This window comes from Nocardioides sp. J54, from assembly GCF_000519005.1.
In the GTDB taxonomy this organism is placed as follows: domain Bacteria; phylum Actinomycetota; class Actinomycetes; order Propionibacteriales; family Nocardioidaceae; genus Nocardioides.
The window spans coordinates 1-20,449 of record NZ_KI912530.1; the positions used below are offsets into that span (position 1 = coordinate 1).

The following is a 20,449-nucleotide window of genomic DNA, read 5'->3' on the forward strand; positions in this document are numbered from 1 at the left end:
AACGTCCACGTCACCGACACCACCCTCACCGGCGACAACCCCGTCGCCCGCTGCGAGGAGACCGGCACCCCGGTCCTCGCCAGCCAGGTCAGGGAGTGGCTCCAGGCACCCCGCACCACCGTCATCGTCCGCCCCGTCATCGACCTGGCCGACTGCATCCCCGTCGACTCCTACGAGATCCCCGACCGCCACCGCCAACGGGTCCAGCTGCGCGACCACACCTGCCGCTTCCCCGGCTGCACCGTCAGGGCGAGCCGTTGCGACCTCGACCACACGATCGAGCATGCTCGCGGCGGCCCGACGTGCCCGTGCAACCTCGTCCCGCTCTGCCGACGCCACCACCGGGCCAAGACCTTCTCGCTTTGGCGCTACGTGACGGTGCAGCCCGGCCACTACCTCTGGATGTCACCGAACGGGCGGCACTTCCTCGTCGGTCCGGCGGGCACGAAAGTCCTGGACACCCCGCGCCCCCTCGACCCCGACGACTACTAGCTCCCCCGCCCCACACCCCGCCTGACGGCGGGGTCACAGGTATGTCCGGCGACCTAGGACTGGCCGCTGGCTGAGGTGCGAGGCGCCCCGCGCCGACCTCCCGCCGCTGGTTGAGGTGCGAGGCGCCCCAGCGCCGAGCCTCGAAACCAGTGGCACCGATGCACCCGGCTGTGCCCACCACAGCCCGCCATCAAGGCCCGGAGGTTTCGAGGCTCGGCCGCGGGCGGCCTCGCACCTCAACCACCGGGAGCTAGACGTCGTCGCGAACCCCAGGCTTGCCGCCAGACGGACTGTGCCACCTACCGAAGCCAACTGCGCGCGCGGCAGCGTGGCGCCCGCGCCGGAGGCGCGTCGAGGGCAAGTGCGGGCCGAGCGCAGCGAGCGCCTGCGCGCGAACCTCGACAGGCGACACGCTCGCGCCAGACAACACGGCGGGGGCCGGTCGGCTACGGTGCGCGGCCGCCGACACCAACCACGAGGCCAGATGAACGTCACGCCCCACGGACACCCCCTCTCCCCCTCTCCCCGGCGGCCCTAGACTCTCCTCACGTGACTGCTGCCTGGGGCTTCGGCCTGACCACGTACGCCGCCGACGGCGAGACCGTCCTCGACACCTGGTTCCCTGCTCCGCAGCTGGGCGAAAAGCCCGCGGACGCGGTGGCGCCGGCCGAGCTGACCGCGCTCGAGGGCGCGGACGAGGCGCGGGGGGTGACCCGCAAGGTCAACCTGGTCGAGGTCGCGGACCTGGCCGCGGCGCCGGTGAGCACGGTGGAAGTGTGGCTGCGGCTCCACCTGCTGTCGCACCGCCTGGTGCAGCCGCACGGGCAGAGCCTCGACGGCATCTTCGGCCTGCTCACCAACGTGGTGTGGACCTCGGCGGGTCCGTGTGCGGTCGAGGGCTTCGAGCTGACCCGGGCGCGCCTGCAGGCGGCGGGCCAGCACGTCACGGTGTACGGCGTGGACAAGTTCCCGCGCCTGGTGGACTACGTCATCCCGGCGGGTGTCCGGATCGCCGACGCGGACCGCGTCCGGCTCGGGGCGCACCTGGCCGAGGGCACGACGGTCATGCACGAGGGCTTCGTGAACTTCAACGCCGGCACGCTCGGCACGTCGATGGTCGAGGGCCGGATCTCGGCGGGCGTCGTCGTGGGCGACGGCTCGGACGTGGGCGGCGGCGCCTCGATCATGGGCACGCTGTCGGGCGGTGGCAAGGAGGTCATCTCGATCGGCCAGCGCTGCCTGCTCGGCGCGAACGCCGGCATCGGCATCTCGCTGGGCGACGACTGCGTCGTGGAGGCGGGTTGCTACGTGACGGCCGGCACCAAGGTCACCGTGCTCGAGCCGGGCAAGGACGCGCGCGTGGTGAAGGCCCGTGAGCTCTCCGGCGCCAGCAACGTCCTCTTCCGACGCAACTCGGTCTCCGGCGCGATCGAGGCCGTGCCGCGGCAAGGCGAGGGCATCGCCCTCAACGCGGCGCTGCACGCGAACTGAGGCCCTCCTTGTCCTGTTCCGGACACTGAGGGTGTGAGGGCGAGAGCAACGGCGCTGGTCGGTGGCGTCGCGGTCGTGGCGACCGTGGCGGTCGTCGGCATCGCCGTGCTGCGGGCGACCGACTCCATCGTGGGCGGGCCGAGCGGCGACTGCACGGTCACCGTCGGCGGGCACACGGTGGAGGTGTCGGGCGAGCAGGCGGAGAACGCGTCGCTGATCACGGCGATCGCCGTACGCCGCGGGCTGCCCGCGCGGGCGGCGTCGATCGCGCTGGCGACGGCCTACCAGGAGTCCAAGCTCGCCAACATCGACTACGGCGACCGCGACTCGCTCGGCCTGTTCCAGCAGCGGCCCTCGCAGGGCTGGGGCTCGCCGGAGCAGGTCCTCGACCCCGTCTACTCGACCAACGCGTTCTACGACGCGCTCGAGAAGGTCGACGGCTACGAGAGCATGGAGATCACGGTCGCCGCGCAGCGCGTGCAGCGCTCGGCGTTCCCGAACGCGTACGCCGACCACGAGGCCGACGGGCGGGCGCTCGCGTCGGCGCTGGCGGGCCACTCCCCCGCGACGTTCAGCTGCGACCTCGACGGCGGCGCGCCGACCGCGGACGCCGACCTGACGCCGAGCGGGCTGACCCCGCGGGCGGAGAAGGTCCGCAAGGAGCTGCTGGAGCGCTTCGGCCGGCTCTCCCTGGGCGGCTACGCCCCCGGCGGCGTCAGCTCCGGGCACATGGAGGGCTCGGCGCACTACGACGGGCGCGCCATCGACGCCTTCGTGCGCCCGATCAGCCCGGCCAACAAGACCAGGGGCTGGGCGATGGCGCACTGGGCCGTCGCGAACGCGGCACGCCTGCAGATCCGCACGGTGATCTTCGACGACCGGATCTGGACCGCGGGCCGGGAGGGCTGGCGCGACTACGACCCGCCGCGCTCGTCGGGCGACCGGGCGATCCTGGAGCACCGCGACCACGTCCACATCGACGTCTTCAGGTGACCGCGCACCACTTTTTTCGCGATGCGTGAACCGTTCGGCGTCCTCGCTGGAACAGTGTTGACGTGCTGGCAGAACACCCCGACGAGCGCGACGACCGTGCGCTCCTGTCCGCGATCGCCGAGGGCGACCGCGGGGCGCTGCACACGCTCTTCACCCGGCACCAGCCGTGGCTCGCGGCGCGTGTGGCGCAACGGTGCGGTGACCCCGCCGTGGTCGCCGACGTCGTCAACGACACCTTCCTGACGGTCTGGCAGAAGCCGCGGCGCTACCGGGGCGAGGGCGAGGTCGCGGCGTGGTTGTGGGGCATCGCCGTGCGCACCCTGCTGCACCGGGTCCGGCCGCGGAAGTCGGTGCTGGAGAAGCTGACCCGGGTGCGCCAGGAGGACCTCTCCTCCGCGGAGGAGATGGTGCTGCTGCGGCTGGAGCACACCGACGTGGGCCAGGCGCTGCAGCGGCTCTCCCCCGAGCTGCAGGCCGTCGTCCGCGCGACCGTCATCGACGGGCTGAGCACCACCGAGGCGGCCCGGCTGCTCGGCATCCCGAGCGGCACCGTCAAGAGCCGGATGAGCCGTGCGCGGCTCCAGCTGAGGGAGGCCCTGCTGTGACCGAGTGGCACCTGGACACCGACGACATCGACACCTACCTGCGCGCCGCCGGCGACCTGGCCCGTACGGCGTCCGCCGAGACCCACCTGCTCGCGTGCGCCTCGTGCCGCGCCCGGCTGGCGACCGTGTCCGCCCAGGCGCGGCCCACCGCGCTGGACGCGGCGTGGGAGCGCCTCACCGCGGACGTGGACCGGCCCTCGCGGCTGCGCCGGCTGCCCGGCAGCGACCGGCTCCGGCTCGTGGTCGGCGCCCCTGCCCTGGCGCGGGCGACGCTGCTCGCCGCGGCGGTCGTCGGCGTCGCCCCCGTCGTGCTCTCCACCGTGTCGGGCCGCGGCGGCCTGCTGCTCCTGCTGCTCCTCGCACCGCTGGCGCCGATGGCCGGCGTCGTCGTCGCCTTCCGCGCCGGCCACGACCCGGCCGGCGAGATGAGCCTCGCCGCGCCGGTTGCCGGGCTGCGCCTGGTCGCCCTGCGTGCCCTCGTCGTGTGCGCGGTGGCCGTGCCCTGCGCGCTCGCCGGCTTCGTCGCGGTGGGTGGGCTCGGCGGCTCCGTCCCGGCAGGCCTGACGACCGCGTGGCTGCTGCCGGGCGCCGCGCTGGCGGGCACGACCTTCGCCGCCGGCACCACGCGCCTCGACCCGCTGGCGGTCGCCACCACCCTGGCGGCGCTGTGGACCCTGGCCGTCCTCACCGTCGCCAGCGCCGGCAGCGACCGGCCCGGCTTCGACCTGTCCGCCACGGCCGAGCTGGTTGCGGCCTCGTCCACCCAGGCGGTCGCGCTGGCCGTCGCCGTCGCGGCGGCCGCCGTGAGCCTCGCGCGCCGCGAGGCCGTCGTCTACCGGAGGGCACTGTGATGAGCACGCGCGTCGACCGCACCGCCGGGGTCGTCGGCACCGGCCTGACCAAGCGCTACCGCGGCACCGTCGCCGTCGACGGCGTCGACCTCGAGGTCTCCGGCGGCGTCGTCGGGCTGCTCGGACCCAACGGCGCCGGGAAGAGCACGGTGCTGCGGATGGCGGCGACCGTCCTGGCGCCCGACTCCGGCTCCCTGTCCCTGCTCGGCCTCGACCCGTCGCACCACGACGAGCGGGTCGAGATCCGCCGGCGGCTGGGCTACCTGCCCCAGGACCCGGGCCTCTACCCCGGCTTCACCCCCTTCGACCTCGTCGACTACGTCGCCGTGCTCAAGGAGCTCACCGACCCGGGTCGGCGCCGCGACGAGGTGCGCCGCGTGCTGGAGGAGGTCGACCTGGCCGACGTGATGCACAAGAAGATCCGCAAGCTCTCCGGCGGCATGCGGCAGCGGGTGGCGCTCGCCGCGGCGATGGTCGGCCGCCCCGACCTGCTGGTGCTCGACGAGCCGGCATCCGGCCTCGACCCCGAGCAGCGGCTCCGGCTGCGCTCGCTGCTGTCCGCGGCACCGACGGTGCTGATGTCGACGCACGACACCAGCGAGGTCGCTGCCCTGTGCCACCGCGTGGTCGTGCTGCTCGCCGGCATGGTCGTCTTCGACGGCACACCCGGCGACCTCGCCGAGCTGGCCCGCGGCCGGGTGTGGGAGGACGACCGCCAGGATCCCGACGCGTTCCGCAGCTGGCAGACCGCCGAGGGCGCCTGGCGCCACCTCGGCGAGCCGCCGCCCGCTGCCGGGCTGGTCGACCCGACCCTCGACGACGGCTACCTGCTGCTCGCCCGCGGGACGCACCGGTGACCGCGGCCGCCCTCGCACCCGCGTGGGTGCGACCCACCGCCCGTGCCCTGCCCACGGCGCCGCTGCTCGGCGCCGCCGTCGCGGTCGTCGGACTCGCGACCGCGCGGCTGCTCGTCGACGGCTTCACGTCCGCACCGCCCGGGTTGCTCGAGGCGCTGCTCGCCGGCACGGTCGTCGCCGCGCTGCACGACCCGGCCGCCGACCTGCTCGCCGCCAGCCCGACCGGCCGGCTGCACCGCCACGCCCACCGGCTGTGGCTCGTCCTCCCCCTCGCCCTCGCCCTGTGGGTGCTGCCCACCGCGGCCGGAGACCTCGTCGACTCGACCGGGTGGCCGACCGGCCCCGTCGTCGCGCTCACCGCGACCGGCGTCGCGCTCGCGCTGCTGCTGCCGGGACCGTCCGGCGTGACCCTCGGCAGCGCCGTCACCCTCGCGTGGGGCGCGGCCACCTTCGTCGTACCGCCGGAGGACGCAGGGCTTCTCCTCCCCTGGCTCCACCACCCCTGGCTGCACTGCGCAGCCGTTGCCGCCGTTCTCGGGCTCACCCTCCCCAGGAGGCGACGTTGACCACCCTCACCTCCCCCGCACCGCCCGGACGCCGGGCCGTCCTCGCCCTCGCGCGGATCGAGGCGCTGCGCCTGGTCCGCCACCCGGCACCGTGGCTCGGCATCGCCGCGTCGGCGTGGATGCTGACGACCACGAACGACGGCTGGGCGACCGCCGAGTACCAGGGCTACCTGGCCGCGCTCACCCCGCTGTGGCTCGGCATCGCCGTCGCCGTCGTGGGCGCCGGGGCCCGAGGGCTCGTCCCGCTGGCCGAGGCCGCCCCGGTCCAGGAGACCAGCCGTGCCGTGGCGCGCTTGCTGGGCGGAGGCGTGCTGGTCCTGCTGGCGGCCGCGGTCGTCCTCGCGGCCCGCATCGCACTCGGGGCCACCGGCGGGCTACGCCTCGGTGACGAGCCCGGCCGCACCGAGCACGCGGTCTACACCCTGCCCGAGCTGCTGCAGCCGGTCCTGCTCGCGGCCTTCGCCGTCGCCCTCGGCCTTGCCCTGGTGCGGGTGGTGCGCAGCCGGCCGGCGGCGTGGTTGCTGCTGCTCGTCCTCTGGTTCGTCGTCGGTGCCGTCTACTGGGCGTGGAGCAGCCGGCCGGCCACCTTCCTGACCCCGGTGCAGGTCCAGCCGTTCTACGTCGGCGTCGCACCTGCCACCGCCGACCCGAACGGCTTCCCCGACGCGTGGCTGCTCGCGGCGCCGAACGACTACCAGGACTACTGGGCCCGGCTGGTCGTCTCCCCCGGTGTCGCCGGCGCGCACGACCTCTACCTGGTCGGGCTCACCCTGCTGCTCGCCGCCACCACCGTCCCCCGTCGGGCACCGCTGCGCCGCTGGCTCGCCGCCGCTGGCCTGCTCGGCGCCGGCGTCGGTGTCGTGCTCCAGCTGGCGCTGGCGCCATGAGGCGCCGCGCCGCGGCCGTCCTGCTCGCCGGTCTCGTGGCGCTGACCGCCTGCACCGCGCCGTACGACGACGACGGCGGCCCCGGGGGGCTGTCGGCCGTCCCGGTGAAGCGCGACCCGCGCCCGGTGGTCGTCGACACCGACCTCGGCCGCGACGACCTGGCCGCGATCGCCGTGCTGGTGCGGCACCCCGAGGTGGAGGTCGTCGGCTTCACGATCGCCACGACGGGGCTCGTCGGGTGCGCCGACGGACGCCGGGTCCTGGGCGCCCTGCTCGCCCTGGTCGGCGTCGCGCCCGTGACCACCGCGTGCGGGCGTGACGACGCCGGGCCGGACGGGCGGGCGTTCCCCGCGCCGTGGCGCCGGCAGGCGGCCGGCGGCTTCGGCCTCACGGGCGGCGCCCCGCTGCCGCAGGCACCGGTGCCGGCGGAGCGGCTGGTCGCCGCCCTCACGTCCTCCTACCCCCGCCTCGAGCTGGTCGCGCTCGGTCCGCTCACCAACGTCGCGGCCCTGCGTGCGGCGCACCCCGACGAGTACGCGCGGCTCCGTGCGGTGCACGTGATGGCCGCCAGCCGCTCCGGCCCGGCCGTGGCGGGGGCGGTGGAGTGGAACGCGGCGGCCGACCCGTCGGCCCTGCGGGAGGTGCTGTCCGACGACGGCGTCGCTCCACCGCTGACGCTGGTGCCGGCCGACGCCGTCCCGCAGGGCACGCCCCCGGCGCTCGCCGGCGCCGGCCTGGGCCAGGTCGCCGAGGGCCTGGACACGTGGTGGGACCTGGCCGCGGCGGCCGCCTTCCTCGACGCCTCCGCCGACCTGGCGGCCGAGCGCGGCGCCTGGTCGGTCGCACCCGACGGACGGCTCAGCCGTGCGGGCGACGGCCGGGTGCGCCTGGTGAACCAGGTGCCGGCCGACGTGGTCGACGAGCTGTGTCGGACGTCGCTGGCCTGAGGCCGAACCGTTCGGGCCCCTCGCTGCAGCAGAGCAGGTGACGACGCCGCACCCGGCGGCGGGTTCACGGAAGGACATCGATGAAACGCCTGCTCATCCCCTCGGCGGCCAGCGCCCTCGCGCTGCTCGCCGCGATCACCCCGACGGCACCCGGCCTCGCGGCCCCGCCGCCGGGCGACGGCGACCTCGACCTCGACCCGCCGACGATCGCGATCACGCCCGACCAGCCGCTCGTGGACGGGTGGTCCACCGGCGCGGTCACGCTCGCGGTCAAGCTCACCGACGTCGGGTCCTCCGGCGTCGGCGGCGGGCGCTGGACCCTCACCGGAGCGACCAGCCGGTCCGGCTCGATCGTGGCCACCTCGGCCAGCATCCAGGTCGAGAACCCCGGTCGCACCACGCTGACCGTCGAGGCGTGGGACCGCGACGGCAACGAGGCCGAGCGGCAGCTCGAGGTCGGGGTCGACACGGCCGCCCCGACCATCACCCTCGGCCCGAACCTCGCCGCCCTCGACGGCGGGTCCGTCGACCCCGGCACCACCACCGTCGACTACTCCTGCGCCGACGCCGGCTCCGGCGTCGCGTCCTGCACCGGCGACCTCCCCGTCGGGGCCGCGCTCGACACCGGGACCACCCGGAGCTTCACGATCGTCGCCACCGACCGCGTCGGCCGCACCACCGAACGCACCCTCTCCTGGCAGGTCAAGGACCAGCCCTGGCACGTGCCCACCCAGCCGACCTTCAGCCCTGCCGGGGACATCCACGTCGGCGACACCCTGACCGCCGACCCGCTCGAGATCACCCCGACGCCGGACGAGGTCCACTACCAGTGGTACCGCGACGGCGCCCCGATCCCGGGGGCCACCGGGGCGTCGTACACGACGACCGCGGAGGACGCCGGGGCGGAGGTCCGCTACATCGCCATCCCGTCGAAGCCGGGGTACGCCCCGCGTGCGGGCTTCGCGAGCGACTGGCGGCGGGTGCTGCCGCCCCTGGTGCAGGTGGACGGTCCCGGCTTCCGGCTGCCGGCCGCGGCGAAGGTCGGGCAGGAGGTCAAGCCGTTGTGGGGCGGCTCGACCGTCCAGCCCGGCGCGACCCTGCGCCACCAGTGGACCCGCGACGGGAAGCCGATCGCCGGCGCCACCGGTACGACGTACCGGCTCCGGCCCGCCGACGCCGGGCACCGCGTCGGGCTCGTCGTCACGGCGTCCGCACCGGACCACAGCGACTGGCAGGGTGAGGCCCTCACCGGTCGGGTCGCGAAGGCGGCGACGCGGACGCGGGCGAGCGCACGCGTGCTGCCGGGGCGCGCGGTGCGCCTGAAGGTCCGGGTCACTGCCGCCGGCGTCCCGGCCCCGGGCGGGACCGTCGTGGTCCGTGAGCGCGGCCGGGTGCTGGGGAAGGTGCGCCTGGTCCGCGGCGCAGCGACGATCACCCTGCCGCGGCGCACGAAGGGCGCGCACACCTATGGCGTCGCCTACCGCGGCGCGACCGGCCTCAAGGCGTCGCAGGCGCGGGCGAAGGTGCGGGTGCGCTAGGCCTGCCCGGACAGGCGGGCGACGGCGGCATCGATCCGCTCGTCGCTCGCCGTCAGGGCGATCCGCACGTGGTGGTTGCCGGCAGCGCCGTAGAAGGCGCCCGGCGCCACCAGGATCCCCTGCGCGGCGAGCTCGGAGACCAGCGCCCAGCTGTCGGGGCCGTCCGGTCCCTTCGTGGTCCAGAGGTAGAGCGCGGCCTCGGAGTGCTCGATCGTGTAGCCGGCACCCTCGAGGGCCGCGCGGAGCTTCGTGCGGCGGGCGCGGTAGCGCTCGTGCTGCTCCTTGACGTGGGCCTCGTCGCCGAGCACCGCGACCATGGCGCGCTGCGCCGGGGTCGGCATCATCATCCCGAGGTTCTTGCGCACCGCGAGCAGCTCGGCGACGACCGCGCGGTCGCCGGCGACGAAGCCGCAGCGGTAGCCGGCGAGGTTGGAGCGCTTCGACGTCGAGTGGACCACGAGGATCCCGTCGGCCGACCCGCCGCAGATGTCGGGGTGCAGCACGGAGAGCGCCTCGCCCTCCCACACGCAGTCGAGGTAGCACTCGTCGGAGACGAGCAGGACGCCGCGCTCACGACACCAGTCGACGACCTTCCTGAGGTGCTCGGGCGGGAGCACGCGACCCGTCGGGTTCGACGGCGAGTTGATCCACAGCAGCGCCGGCGTCTCGGGGCCGAAGGCGGTCAGCGAGTCGGTCGCGACCGCCTTCGCCCCCACCAGCGCGGCGCCGACCTCGTAGGTCGGGTAGGCCAGCGCCGGGTAGCCGATCACGTCGCCCGGGCCGAGGCCGAGGTACGACGGCAGCGTGGCGATGAACTCCTTGGAGCCGATCAGCGGGAGCACCTGGTCGGTGTCCAGCCCGGTGACCCCGTGGACACCCGCGAGCCAGTCGACGACGGCCTGCCGCACCTCGGGCAGCCCCACGGTCGTGGGGTAGCCCGGGGCGTCGACGGCGTCGGCGAGGGCGCGGCGCGCGACCTCGGGCGTCGCGTCGACCGGCGTGCCGATCGACAGGTCGACGATCCCCTCCGGGTGCGCCCGGGCGGTCTCGGCGAAGCTGGTGAGCTTGTCCCAGGGGAAGTCGGGCAGCCGGCCCGAAACGGCTCCCAACGTGATCAACGGGAGCTCAGTGGTCCTGGTTCTGCGGCGGGAGCGCAGCGACGAACTCGGCGTCCTTGTCGATCTCGCCCATCTTCGCGGCACCACCGGGCGAGCCGAGGTCGTCGAAGAACTTCACGTTCGCGTCGTAGTAGTCCTTCCACTCCTCCGGGACGTCGTCCTCGTAGAAGATCGCCTCGACCGGGCAGACCGGCTCGCAGGCGCCACAGTCGACGCACTCGTCGGGGTGGATGTAGAGCATCCGCTTGCCCTCGTAGATGCAGTCGACGGGACACTCGTCGACGCACGCGCGGTCCTTGACGTCGACGCACGGCTGCGAGATGACGTAGGTCATCGGGTTCCTCCTGGACCAGGACTGAAGTGAGGGCCTGCGGGCCGACACGAAACACTTTCGTGTCGGAGCCCAGCCTAGTATCCCCGGCGTGAGCGACGTGCACGGACCCGCCCCAAACACTGGACAACACCGACTGGGGCCGCACGTCGTCGGCCAGCGGGTGGTCGTGCGTCGGCTGCTGCGCGGCGAGACCGGACCGACCGGCGGCCCGGCGTTCACCGACCTGCTCGGCACCTGCCTGTCGTGGAGCGAAGGCGCCTGCGTCGTCCAGCCCGAGGAAGGTCCGGCGGTCACGATCGCGCTGGCCGACATCGTCTCCGGCAAGCCGGTGCCGCCGCGGCCCGCCTCCCGGCTGCGGGTCAGCACCCGCGAGGTCGAGGGCCGCACCGCCGCGCTGTGGCCGGGGACGGAGCGGGTAGCCCTCGGCGAGTGGGAGCTGCGCTCCCAGCCCGACGACGGCACCCGGCTGCGCAAGCGCGCCAACTCCTGCCTCGCCATCGGCGACCCGGGCCGACCCGTCGCCGACGCCGCGGCGGAGGTCGTCGCGTTCTACGAGGCCCGCTCGCGCGAGCCGCTCGCCCAGGTGGAGGCCGGGTCCGACGTCGAGGACCAGCTGCACGCGCTGGGCTGGCGCGACCTGGGGTACGGCGAGGCCGAGCTCCGGCTCGCGTCGGTGTCCCGCGTGCGTCGTACCCTCGGCCGGCAGCGGCACGACGTCGAGCTCTCCGTGACGGGCGCACGCGCGGTGGCGAGCGCCGGCAGCGGGTGCGACCCGCTGGCCGAGGGCCGGGCGCACGTCGACGGCGACTGGCTCGCCATCCACGACCTCACCGTCGACCCCGGGCACCGCCGGCGCGGCCTCGCCTCCGCGGTGCTGGCCGAGCTGCTCGACTGGGGCGCCGAGCAGGGAGCGTTGACGGCGTGGCTGCACGTGGAGACGGCCAACGCCGATGGCACGGCGTTCTGGGAGGCGCTGGGGTTCGCGCCCCACCACACCTGCCGGTACTACCGGGCCCCTCAGCCGGGCGCCGGTCAGTAAGTGGCGAGGGCGGTCAGCGCGTCGCCGGTGAGCCGGTAGGTCGACCACTCGCTCATCGGACCGGCGCCGAGCGCCTCGTAGAACTCGATCGACGGGGTGTTCCAGTCGAGCACGGCCCACTCGACGCGACGGTAGCCGCGGTGCACCGCGATCCGGGCGAGCGCGGCCAGCAGCGCCTTGCCCAGGCCGCTCCCCCGCGCCGCCGGGTCGACGAACAGGTCCTCCAGGTAGAGCCCCGGCGTGCCGGTCCAGGTGGAGAAGGTGCGGAACCACAGCGCCATCCCGACCACCTCGCCGGCGGACTCGGCGACGAGGACGCTGGCCACCGGGTCGTCGCCGAACACCCAGCGGTGCAGGTCCTCCTCGGTGGTCTCGACCGCGTCCGGCTCGCGCTCGTACTCCGCCAGCGCGCGGACCAGCCGCAGGACGTCGGGGACGTCGCGCGGCTCCGCAGCCCGGATCCCGGTCGGGAGGACCGGGAGGTCAGCCACGCGCGAGGAACGCCAGCAGGTCGTGCCGGGTGAGCACGCCGACCGGCTTGCCGTCCTCGTGGACCAGGACCGCGTCGGCCGACTCCAGCAGCGGCACCGCGGCGGTGGCGTCCTCGGTCGAGCCGATCGTCGGCAGCGCCGGCGACATGTGCTCCTCGACCGGGTCGCTGAGCCGGGCCTTGCCGGTGAACAGCGCGTCGAGCAGTGCTCGCTCGGACACCGAGCCGGCCACCTCGGCGGCCACGATCGGCGGCTCCGCGCGGACCACGGGCATCTGCGAGACGCCGTACTCCTGCAGGATGCCGACAGCCTCGGCGATCGTCTCGTTCGGGTGGGTGTGCACCAGCGCCGGGATGCCGGCGGTCTTGGTCTGCAGCACCTCGCCGATGGTGCGCGCCGGCTGCGGCTGGCCGGTGCTGAAGCCGTACTGCGCCAGCCAGTCGTCGTTGAAGACCTTGCTGAGGTAGCCGCGACCGGAGTCGGGCAGCAGCACGACGATCACCGCGTCGTTCTTGCCCTCTGCGGCGAGCTCGCCGGCCAGCTGGCGCGCGGCGAACGCGGCCATGCCGGACGAGCCGCCGACGAGCAGCGCCTCCTCGCGGGCGAGTCGGCGGGTGAAGGCGAACGAGTCGGCGTCGGAGACCTCGATGATGCGGTCCGCGATCTCGCGGTCGTAGGTCTCGGGCCAGAAGTCCTCGCCGACGCCCTCGACGAGGTACGGCCGACCGGTGCCGCCGGAGTAGACCGAGCCGGCGGGGTCGGCGCCGACCACCTGGACCGCGGCGTTCTGCTCCTTGAGGTAGCGGCCGATGCCGGAGATCGTGCCGCCCGTGCCGACGCCGGCGACGAAGTGGGTGATCCGGCCGTCGGTCTGGCGCCAGATCTCGGGGCCGGTCTCCTCGTAGTGCGAGCGCGGGTTGTGCGGGTTGGAGTACTGGTCGGGCTTCCAGGCACCCGGCTGCGAGGCGAGCCGGTCGCTGACGTTGTAGTAGGAGTCGGGGTGCTCCGGCGGGACGGCCGTCGGGCAGACGACCACCTCGGCGCCGTACGCCCGCAGCACGTTGCGCTTGTCCTCGCTGACCTTGTCGGGGCACACGAAGATGCACTGGTAGCCCTTCTGCTGGGCCACCATCGCCAGCCCCACGCCGGTGTTGCCCGACGTGGGCTCGACGATCGTCCCGCCGGGCTGCAGCGCGCCGGACTCCTCGGCGGCCTCGATCATCCGCGTCGCGATGCGGTCCTTCACGGACCCGCCGGGGTTGAGGTACTCCACCTTGGCCAGCACCAACGGTCCGTCGGCGGGAAGGTCGAGCGAACGGTTGAGCCGCACCAGCGGGGTGTCGCCGATGAGCTCCAGCAGGGACTCCACGTACTCCATGCGCTCACCGTATCGGGCAGTTCGTAGGCTGTGCGCGTGAGCAAGGCGTCCGCTGCACGAAAGCTGGCTGCTGCTGCCCTCTACGGCGGCGGCGGGCTGTCCGCGCTCGGAGCCGGCCTCTACGGGGTGCTCACCGCGGAGGCCAGGCTGGCGAGGAAGACCATCGGTCCGGCCCGCGAGGATCCGCCGCCGGACGCCACCGGCTGGTACGGCCGGGGCCGTCCGGGACCGGCGATCAAGATCGCGCTGCTGGGCGACTCCAGCGCCGCCGGGTACGGCGTCGAGCGGGTCGAGGACACCCCGGGCGCGCTCATCGCGTCGGCGATCGCCGAGCACGCCGACCGCCGCGTCTACCTGCGCGCGTTCTGCGTCGTCGGCGCCAAGTCGTCCGACCTCGCCGCCCAGGTCGACCGGGCGCTGCCCATCGAGCCCGACGTCACGATCGTGCTCATCGGCGGCAACGACGTCACGCACACGATGCGCCCGTCGCACTCCGTGCGCTACCTCGCCGAGGGCGTGCGCCGGCTGATGTCCGCCGGCTCCGAGGTCGTCGTGGGCACCTGCCCCGACCTCGGCACGGTCCAGCCGATCGCCCCTCCGCTGCGGCAGGTCGCCCGGGCCTGGTCGCGGCGCCTCGCCGCCGCCCAGACGATCGCGGTCATCGAGGAGGGCGGCCGGACCGTGTCGCTCGGCGACATCCTCGGACCGGAGTTCGCCGCCGCGCCCGCGCTGCTCTTCGGTCCGGACCAGTTCCACCCGTCGGAGGAGGGCTACCGGGCGCTGGCCCGCGTCCTGGTCCCCTCCCTCCTCGCCGCCCTGGAGCAGGTGCCCGAGGAGGAGGTCGGCCTCGAGGCCTTCCGCGGCGAGGGCGTCCTGCCGATCACCCGTGCCGCCGTCCAGGCCGTCAACGAGCCGGGCACCGAGCTCGACGGCACCGAGGTCGCCGGCCGCCGTGCCGGCGTGCGCGGCCTGTGGGTCGAGCTGCGGCACCGCCGCAGTCGCCAGCACGTGCCCGGTGAGGCTCCGGAGGACGCGGAGGCCACGGCGGTGGAGTGAGTCGGGCCGGCCGCCCTTGGCTGGCCTGTTGGCTGGTCTGGCTGCTGGCTGTGGTGGGTGGCTGGTCTGGCTACTGGCTGTGGTGGGGGCTGGTCTGGCTGCTTCGGGCCCGGTGGGGCGCCTGCGGCGCCTCCCGGCGGCCCCTCCCGACCGGCTGCAGAGCGCGACGCGGCCGGCGTCCACCCCACTACGCCAGCCGATCTGCCGACCGAGGCCGACCGCGACCCGACTTGCCGGCCGGGAGGACCGCCCGTCCGGCACCTCCGGCGCCCCACCGGACCCTCACCGGGGGCTGGGTGGGGATGTCGTTCGTGGTGGGTGGTGGGTGTTGCTCGCCGGCGTGAACGCTCGGGCCGGTCAGGCGCCTGCGGCGCCTCCCGGCGGCCCCTCCCGACCGGCTGCAGAGCGCGCCGCGGCCGGCGTCCACCCCGCTACGTCAGGCGGTCTGCCGACCGACGCCGACCGCACCCCGACTTGCCGGCCGGGAGAACCGCCGTCCGGCACCTCCGGCGCCCCACCGGACCCTCACCGGGCGCTGGTCTGGGATGTCGTTCGTGCTGGGTGTGGCTCGGTCAGGTGCCTGCGGCGCCGGCGCCCTCGTGCGAAATGCCGACGCGCCCGGTCCCACCGAGGTGGGCCGGGGCCGTTCGTGCTCCGACGCCGGCGCCCAAGACGCGTCGAGGGCGAGGGCGGGCCCGGAGGGTCCCCCTCGCCCTCGACTGGGCGACGCGCTCGCGCGGACCAGGTCAGTCCTGCTGGAGGATCGCGAGGATGCGGAGCAGGTTGGTGTAGATCCAGACCAGGCTCACGAGCAGCGCGAACGAGGCACGCCAGGACTCGCGCTCCGGGATGCCGTTGCGGACGCCCTGCTCGATGAAGTCGAAGTCCAGGATCAGCATGAAGACACCGAGGACGAGGCCGCCGATGGCGAACACGAGGCCGAGGCCGCCGAAGCCGAAGAGGCCGAGCTGGCTGCCGAAGAGGCCGAGGACGACCTCCATGAGGCTGAGGGCCACCATGCCGAACATCGCCGCGATGACGAAGGTGCGGAACTTGTTGCCGACCTGGATGTCGAAGAACTTGTAGGCAGCCAGGGTGCCGGCGAACGCGGCGAAGGTACCGACGACGGCCTGCACGACGATGCCGCCGTACGAGCCGGAGTCGGCGCCGAAGGCGGCGTCGTAGAACTTGCTCAGCGCACCGAGGGCGACACCCTCGGCCACGGCGAACGCCATCACCAGCGCCGGGCTGACCACCCGCTTGAACGAGTTGACCAGCGACAGGATGAACGCGGCACCCGCACCGATGATCATGAAGGTCGACAGCGTGGCGATGGCCTCGGTGCTGTCGATGTCAGGGGTGAGGAACCAGGTCACCGCGGCGGCGAGGATCGTGATGCCGAGGGTGATCGCGGTCGTCTGGACGACCGAGTCGATGGTCATCCGGCCGGTGCCGCGGGTGGGGGCCGGGGTGGGCGTGGGCTGGCCGGGCTCGCCGTACCCGCCGTAGGGCTGGGGCTGGCCGGGCTGGCCGTACTGGTTGTACTGCGGCTGGCCGAACCCCTGGTATGCGCCTGCTCCGCTCCGGTTGAACTCCTCGGAGCGCCGGAACACCGGGTTGTTGCTCTGCATGATCTCCTCCGCAGGTCTGCGAGTCGTCTGGGCTCCAGTCTAGGGGCCCGATGCTGGTGGAACGCCTGACGTGACCGGTTCGTTCCCGTGTCACCTACCCGATCGAAGGCTGGTCAACGTCGGGTGACGCGGACCGTGACCTCCTGGCCGGGCGTGTCGGGGCGCACCTCGATGCGTCCGGAGGTGCCGGGCTGCCACTGGCCGCCGGTGACCTGGACGTCGTGCCCGTCGGGGTAGTGCAACGGGCTGACGAAGATCTCGGTGGGGGCGTCGATGCCGTTCGAGCGGTAGCGGTAGGTGAACTCGCCGGTCGCGGTGTCGAAGTCCATGGCGAGCGGGGTGCCGGCGGTGGCCTGGGCGTAGGTGCGGACCAGGACCCGCAGCTTGTCGGCCTTGACCGAGCCGAGATCGGCGTCGTCGTGGAAGAGGCCCTGGGCCTCGTCGGCGGTCGTCGGGTCCTGCCACTGCTTGTAGGCCCAGTGCGTCCAGCCCATCAGGTTGCGGTCGGCGACGGCGGCGTCGATCTCGACGGCGCGGACGTTGTCGGTGGCGCCCCACTCGCTGAGCAGCGGTACGGCGTGCATCCGCTCGGCCTGGGCCAGAGCGGTGGTGGTGCGCTCCTGGCTGAACTTCCAACAGTTCTCGACGTTGCCGAGCGGGAGGCCCTGGGACTCGAGGAAGACGTCCTGGCAGTAGTTGTGCCAGGAGTAGCCGAGCTGGTCCTCCCCCGGCATCGGCTCGAGGAACGTGGGCACCTGGCGGCCGGCGGCGAGCTGCTGCGGCTCCCACCACACGACGTTGTCGGGGTCGACCTCGCGGATGGCGCGGGTCGCCTTCTCGTAGGCCGGCTGCAGCTCCTTCGTGTAGCTCTGCCGGCAGCCGTTGGTGAAGCAGGTGAGCCACTCCAGGCCCATCCACGGCTCGTTCATCAGGTCGTAGCCCATGAGGTAGGGCTGGTCCTTCCACCAGTCGGCGGCGATGCGCCACGCGGCGGCCCAGTGGTCGACGCCCTTGTGCTTGTTGGCCCAGAACTCGTCGAAGACGAGGGAGTTCTCCGGGGTCCAGTAGCCCATGGGGAAGGGCAGGTTGATCGGCGGCAGCAGCGAGAGCAGCGCGGGACGGCGCAGCGCCCAGTCGGGGACGCCCTCGCCGCCGTACACCTCATGGAACTGGTCCTGGTGCATGTCGAGCTGCATCCAGATGCCGCGGTCGGCGAGCAGGTCCATGACCCGCTGCCAGCCCTGGCGGTACGACGGGTCGCCCGCGCCTGGTGCGGTGGGCGTGATCCCGGCCCACAGGGTGCCGAGGCGGACCGCGTTGAAGCCGTGCTCGGCGAGCCAGTCGGCGTCCGCGGCGGTGAAGCCCTCGGCGGTGGCCGGCGGGACGTAGGGGTCGAGCTTCCACACGAGGTTGAACCCGTGGACGATGACGACCCGGCCGTGCTGGTCGACGAGCCAGCGGCCCTCGCGGCGCAGCTGCGGCGGCTCCTCGTCGGCCGATGCGGTCGGGGCCGGCAGGGTGAGCGCACCGACGGTGGCCAGGACCAGCGTGGCCGCGAGCACGACCGCACGGCGCAACCGACTAGAACGTGTTGCAGGGAGCACGTCCGGCAACATACTGCACGGACGTGACCTGCGTCACTGGCTCACCTCGCGCGGCGGCGCAGCCGGACCACGGTGTCGCGGACGTGCAGCGGGCCGTCGGCGGTCTCCTGCACCCGCTCGGCGGTGTCGGCGACCTCCACCTCCCACGGCGAGCCGGGCTGGTCGACGCCGAGCGTCGTCAACACGCGCTCCGGCTCGAACAGCAGCCCGGGGCCGTGGTCGTGGCGGGCGCCGCTCTCGACGTCGTGCGGGTGGTGGGCGGTGACCAGGAGGCGTCCGCCGGGGCGGACGGCCGCCGCGACGCCGCGGTAGACGTCGTCGAAGTCCTCGACCGGCACGTGCAGGAAGCTCACCGTCACCAGGTCGAACGTGCGGCGGCCAGCCGGGCGCGGGTCGTCGAGCGCGTCGTAGAAGCCGATCCGCACGCGGTCGGCGACGCCCTCGTCCTCGGCGTGGGTCGCGACGCGGGACAGCGCGACCTGCGAGACGTCGACGGCGGTGACCTTCCAGCCCTGCTTCGCCAGCCAGATCGCGTCCGCGCCCTCGCCGCACGCGACGTCGAGCGCGGTGCCGGGCGTGAGGTCGGCGACCTGCTCGACGAGGCGCTGGTTGGGCCGGCCGCTCCAGACCCGCTCGCTGCCGGAGTAGCGCTCGTCCCAGAATCCGGCGGTGAGTGCCTCGCGGAGCCCCTCGAGCGAGTGGTCGTGCGCGTCCTCGCGGTGGTGTCGGTGCATGGGACAACTGTGTCGGTCCAGGTGGACCTGAGGTCAAGCGGGGTGGTCCGTCCGCTGTCGGCAGCGGGCGTCCGCCGTGGGCAGAACCCGCTGGTCCGGGCCCCCGTCGCGACGCAGGGTGGCGCCATGAGCAACGACAACAGCCCCCGACTCTTCGACGACAGGCGCCGGCGCGAGCTCCTGCAGCAGCGGGTGGTCGTCCTCGACGGCGCCCTGGACGACGACAACGGCGTCGTGATCGCGACCCAGCTCGTCGACCTCGCGACCGAAGACCCCTCCGCCGACGTCGCGCTGTGGATCCACTCCCCCGGCGGGTCGGTCCCGGCGATGCTCGCGATCCGCGACGTGATGCGCCTGGTGCCGTGCGACGTCTCGACGCTCGCGCTCGGCATCGCGTGCAGCGCCGGGCAGTTCCTGCTCTCGGCGGGAACACGGGGGAAGCGGCGGGCCCTGCCCCACTCGCGGATCCTCATGCACCAGGGCTCCGCCGGCATCGGCGGCACCGCGGCGGACGTCGAGCTGCAGGCCGAGGACCTGCGGCACATGCGCGACACCGTGCTCGGGCTGATCGCCGAGGACACCGGCCAGCCGGTGGAGCGGGTCTTCGAGGACTCGCTGCGCGACCGCTGGTACACCGCGAGCGAGGCCCTGGAGTACGGCTTCGTCGACGAGGTGGTCACCTCCTTCGACACCGTCGCCCCGCCGGTACGACGCTCTGTCGGCCTCGGCACCTTCGTGGCAGGAGCGGCGCGATGAGCAGCTACACGATCCCCAACGTCATCGCCCAGCACCCGCGCGGCGAGCGGATCATGGACGTCTACTCCCACCTGCTGACCGAGCGGGTCGTCTACCTCGGCACCGCGATCGACGCCGGCGTGGCGAACGCGCTCGTCGCGCAGCTGCTCTTCCTCGAGGCCGACAACCCCGACCGCGACATCCAGCTCTACGTCAACTGCGAGGGAGGCGACCCGAGCGCGATGCTCGCGGTCCTCGACACGATGCAGTACGTGCGGCCGCAGGTGGCCACGACCTGCGTGGGCCAGGCCGTCGCGGTGGGCGCCGTGCTGCTGGCCGCCGGTGCCCCGGGCAAGCGCTCGGCGCTGCCCCACGCGCGGGTGGTGCTGCACCAGCCGGCCGCGCAGGGTCGCGGCCCGATCCCGGACCTCATCCTCCAGGCCGACGAGGTGGTCCGGGTCCGGTCAGAGATCGAGCAGGTGCTGTCGCGGCACACCGGCCAGGACGTCGCGACGCTGCGCGCCGACACCGACCACGACCGCGTGTTCACGGCCGAGGCCGCGCGGGAGTACGGCCTGGTCGACCAGGTGATCGCCGAGCGCCCGGCGCTCGCCTGACCCGCGGCGCGGGCCGTGGCCGACCGGTCGGTCAGGCGACGAGCGCCAGAGCGCTCGCGCCGCCGACCGGCCGCAGCGGGCGGACCGGCCCCACGTCATACAGCTCACCGACGACGGCGGAGGTGATCTCCAGCAGCGAGCTGCCCAGCGCGCCGGTCACCGCGGCGATCATCTCGCTGCTCGGCTCCTTGAGCCCGCGCTCGATCTCGGAGAGGTACTGCGGCGAGATCCCCGCCCGCTCCGCGGTCTCCGTCAGCGTCCAGCCCCGCTCGCGCCGCGCCCGCCTGAGCTCGCGCCCCAGCAGGTCCCGCCAGAGGGGTTCGGTGTCGGTCCCGGTGTCGTCGGCCATGCTTCATCGTAGGTCGGCCTCCACCCGCTTCCGCGCGGTCGCCGGGGACTTCTGCTCTGGGCAGAATCAACACTGTTGGTTGAGGTGCGAGGCCAGCCCCCGCCGGTGGTTGAGGTGCGAGGCCGCCCGCGGCCGA

General features: G+C 74.0%; 22 protein-coding genes. 14 read left to right on the forward strand and 8 right to left on the reverse strand.

From position 1 onward, the window contains the following. The 10 genes from NOCJ54_RS30135 to NOCJ54_RS0122645 form a co-directional block, all read left to right on the forward strand. Positions 1–492 (forward strand): HNH endonuclease signature motif containing protein (locus tag NOCJ54_RS30135; protein ID WP_198020312.1); only part of this gene is annotated, 492 nt, incomplete at its 5' end. Positions 493–1,041: 549 nt separating this feature from the next. Then, on the forward strand, positions 1,042–1,983 hold the full coding sequence (gene dapD, locus NOCJ54_RS0122605) for a 2,3,4,5-tetrahydropyridine-2,6-dicarboxylate N-succinyltransferase (protein WP_028657290.1): 942 nt from the start codon (positions 1,042–1,044) through the stop codon (positions 1,981–1,983). A gap of 33 nt (positions 1,984–2,016) precedes the next feature. Further along, a complete protein-coding gene (locus tag NOCJ54_RS30630; RefSeq protein WP_315897798.1) occupies positions 2,017–2,976 on the forward strand; it encodes a hypothetical protein in 960 nt (319 codons plus the stop codon). A 62-nt stretch (positions 2,977–3,038) separates the two neighbouring features. Beyond that, positions 3,039–3,581, forward strand: a complete 543-nt coding sequence (locus NOCJ54_RS0122615) for an RNA polymerase sigma factor (protein WP_028657291.1) — start codon at positions 3,039–3,041, stop codon at positions 3,579–3,581. Further along, a complete protein-coding gene (locus NOCJ54_RS27785) occupies positions 3,578–4,432 on the forward strand; it encodes a hypothetical protein (RefSeq protein WP_051486301.1) in 855 nt (284 codons plus the stop codon). The genes NOCJ54_RS0122615 and NOCJ54_RS27785 overlap by 4 nt, the downstream gene beginning before the upstream one ends. Continuing rightward, a complete protein-coding gene (locus NOCJ54_RS0122625; protein WP_051486316.1) occupies positions 4,432–5,289 on the forward strand; it encodes an ABC transporter ATP-binding protein in 858 nt (285 codons plus the stop codon). Before NOCJ54_RS27785 ends, NOCJ54_RS0122625 begins: the two co-directional genes overlap by 1 nt. After that, the gene (locus NOCJ54_RS0122630) at positions 5,286–5,855 is read left to right on the forward strand and encodes a hypothetical protein (protein WP_028657293.1); all 570 of its coding nucleotides are present in this window, start codon (positions 5,286–5,288) and stop codon (positions 5,853–5,855) included. Before NOCJ54_RS0122625 ends, NOCJ54_RS0122630 begins: the two co-directional genes overlap by 4 nt. Further along, positions 5,852–6,742 (forward strand): hypothetical protein, encoded by an 891-nt coding sequence (locus tag NOCJ54_RS29725; protein WP_028657294.1) that lies wholly within the window; start codon positions 5,852–5,854, stop codon positions 6,740–6,742. Before NOCJ54_RS0122630 ends, NOCJ54_RS29725 begins: the two co-directional genes overlap by 4 nt. Continuing rightward, entirely contained in the window at positions 6,739–7,689 is a 951-nt protein-coding gene (locus NOCJ54_RS28770) for a nucleoside hydrolase (protein ID WP_051486302.1), read from the forward strand. The genes NOCJ54_RS29725 and NOCJ54_RS28770 overlap by 4 nt, the downstream gene beginning before the upstream one ends. An 80-nt stretch (positions 7,690–7,769) precedes the next feature. Continuing rightward, the gene (locus tag NOCJ54_RS0122645) at positions 7,770–9,227 is read left to right on the forward strand and encodes an Ig-like domain repeat protein (protein ID WP_028657295.1); all 1,458 of its coding nucleotides are present in this window, start codon (positions 7,770–7,772) and stop codon (positions 9,225–9,227) included. Here NOCJ54_RS0122645 and dapC read toward each other — a convergent pair. Further along, entirely contained in the window at positions 9,224–10,336 is a 1,113-nt protein-coding gene (dapC, locus tag NOCJ54_RS0122650; protein ID WP_028657296.1) for a succinyldiaminopimelate transaminase, read from the reverse strand. The genes NOCJ54_RS0122645 and dapC overlap by 4 nt on opposite strands. Before the next feature lie 16 nt (positions 10,337–10,352). Next, positions 10,353–10,679, reverse strand: a complete 327-nt coding sequence (gene fdxA / locus NOCJ54_RS0122655; protein ID WP_028657297.1) for a ferredoxin — start codon at positions 10,677–10,679, stop codon at positions 10,353–10,355. A gap of 88 nt (positions 10,680–10,767) precedes the next feature. On the opposite strand from fdxA, the gene NOCJ54_RS0122660 reads away from it, so the two are divergent. Beyond that, positions 10,768–11,718 (forward strand): GNAT family N-acetyltransferase, encoded by a 951-nt coding sequence (locus NOCJ54_RS0122660; protein WP_198020313.1) that lies wholly within the window; start codon positions 10,768–10,770, stop codon positions 11,716–11,718. Here the strand turns inward: NOCJ54_RS0122660 and NOCJ54_RS0122665 are convergent. Further along, positions 11,712–12,209 (reverse strand): GNAT family N-acetyltransferase, encoded by a 498-nt coding sequence (locus NOCJ54_RS0122665; RefSeq protein WP_028657299.1) that lies wholly within the window; start codon positions 12,207–12,209, stop codon positions 11,712–11,714. The two genes, NOCJ54_RS0122660 and NOCJ54_RS0122665, sit on opposite strands and share 7 nt — an antisense overlap. Next, on the reverse strand, positions 12,202–13,587 hold the full coding sequence (locus NOCJ54_RS0122670) for a cystathionine beta-synthase (protein WP_028657300.1): 1,386 nt from the start codon (positions 13,585–13,587) through the stop codon (positions 12,202–12,204). Before NOCJ54_RS0122670 ends, NOCJ54_RS0122665 begins: the two co-directional genes overlap by 8 nt. Positions 13,588–13,623: 36 nt before the next feature. Here NOCJ54_RS0122670 and NOCJ54_RS0122675 point away from each other — a divergent pair, with 36 nt between their 5' ends. Then, positions 13,624–14,643 (forward strand): SGNH/GDSL hydrolase family protein, encoded by a 1,020-nt coding sequence (locus NOCJ54_RS0122675; protein ID WP_036519510.1) that lies wholly within the window; start codon positions 13,624–13,626, stop codon positions 14,641–14,643. A 746-nt stretch (positions 14,644–15,389) separates the two neighbouring features. On the opposite strand, the gene NOCJ54_RS0122680 is transcribed toward NOCJ54_RS0122675, so the two are convergent. The 3 genes from NOCJ54_RS0122680 to NOCJ54_RS27800 all read right to left on the reverse strand — a co-directional run bounded on the left by NOCJ54_RS0122680 (position 15,390) and on the right by NOCJ54_RS27800 (position 18,612). Next, positions 15,390–16,274 (reverse strand): Bax inhibitor-1/YccA family protein, encoded by an 885-nt coding sequence (locus NOCJ54_RS0122680; protein WP_028657302.1) that lies wholly within the window; start codon positions 16,272–16,274, stop codon positions 15,390–15,392. Positions 16,275–16,387: 113 nt separating this feature from the next. After that, positions 16,388–17,878, reverse strand: coding sequence for a cellulase family glycosylhydrolase (locus NOCJ54_RS27795; RefSeq protein ID WP_198020314.1), 1,491 nt, complete (start codon positions 17,876–17,878; stop codon positions 16,388–16,390). A gap of 41 nt (positions 17,879–17,919) precedes the next feature. After that, a complete protein-coding gene (locus NOCJ54_RS27800; RefSeq protein WP_051486304.1) occupies positions 17,920–18,612 on the reverse strand; it encodes an SAM-dependent methyltransferase in 693 nt (230 codons plus the stop codon). Positions 18,613–18,738: 126 nt separating this feature from the next. Here NOCJ54_RS27800 and NOCJ54_RS0122695 point away from each other — a divergent pair, with 126 nt between their 5' ends. Together NOCJ54_RS0122695 and NOCJ54_RS0122700 are read left to right on the forward strand one after the other, a co-directional pair. After that, positions 18,739–19,368: a ClpP family protease gene (locus NOCJ54_RS0122695; protein ID WP_028657303.1), complete on the forward strand. Its 630-nt coding sequence runs from the start codon at positions 18,739–18,741 to the stop codon at positions 19,366–19,368. Beyond that, positions 19,365–19,964 (forward strand): ClpP family protease, encoded by a 600-nt coding sequence (locus NOCJ54_RS0122700; RefSeq protein ID WP_028657304.1) that lies wholly within the window; start codon positions 19,365–19,367, stop codon positions 19,962–19,964. The genes NOCJ54_RS0122695 and NOCJ54_RS0122700 overlap by 4 nt, the downstream gene beginning before the upstream one ends. A 31-nt stretch (positions 19,965–19,995) precedes the next feature. Here NOCJ54_RS0122700 and NOCJ54_RS27805 read toward each other — a convergent pair whose 3' ends face one another. Further along, the gene (locus NOCJ54_RS27805) at positions 19,996–20,313 is read right to left on the reverse strand and encodes a helix-turn-helix domain-containing protein (protein ID WP_051486305.1); all 318 of its coding nucleotides are present in this window, start codon (positions 20,311–20,313) and stop codon (positions 19,996–19,998) included. Positions 20,314–20,449: the final 136 nt, after the last annotated feature.

Bases quoted from the DNA above. Each gene is read 5' to 3' on its own strand.
- NOCJ54_RS0122670 (WP_028657300.1), bottom strand. From the start codon at position 13,587: ATGGAGTACGTGGAGTCCCTGCTGGAGCTCATCGGCGACACCCCGCTG.
- NOCJ54_RS0122700 (WP_028657304.1), top strand. From the start codon at position 19,365: ATGAGCAGCTACACGATCCCCAACGTCATCGCCCAGCACCCGCGCGGC.
- NOCJ54_RS28770 (WP_051486302.1), top strand. From the start codon at position 6,739: ATGAGGCGCCGCGCCGCGGCCGTCCTGCTCGCCGGTCTCGTGGCGCTG.
- NOCJ54_RS0122695 (WP_028657303.1), top strand. From the start codon at position 18,739: ATGAGCAACGACAACAGCCCCCGACTCTTCGACGACAGGCGCCGGCGC.
- NOCJ54_RS0122645 (WP_028657295.1), top strand. From the start codon at position 7,770: ATGAAACGCCTGCTCATCCCCTCGGCGGCCAGCGCCCTCGCGCTGCTC.
- NOCJ54_RS0122680 (WP_028657302.1), bottom strand. From the start codon at position 16,274: ATGCAGAGCAACAACCCGGTGTTCCGGCGCTCCGAGGAGTTCAACCGG.
- NOCJ54_RS27805 (WP_051486305.1), bottom strand. From the start codon at position 20,313: ATGGCCGACGACACCGGGACCGACACCGAACCCCTCTGGCGGGACCTG.
- NOCJ54_RS27800 (WP_051486304.1), bottom strand. From the start codon at position 18,612: ATGCACCGACACCACCGCGAGGACGCGCACGACCACTCGCTCGAGGGG.
- NOCJ54_RS0122625 (WP_051486316.1), top strand. From the start codon at position 4,432: ATGAGCACGCGCGTCGACCGCACCGCCGGGGTCGTCGGCACCGGCCTG.
- fdxA (WP_028657297.1), bottom strand. From the start codon at position 10,679: ATGACCTACGTCATCTCGCAGCCGTGCGTCGACGTCAAGGACCGCGCG.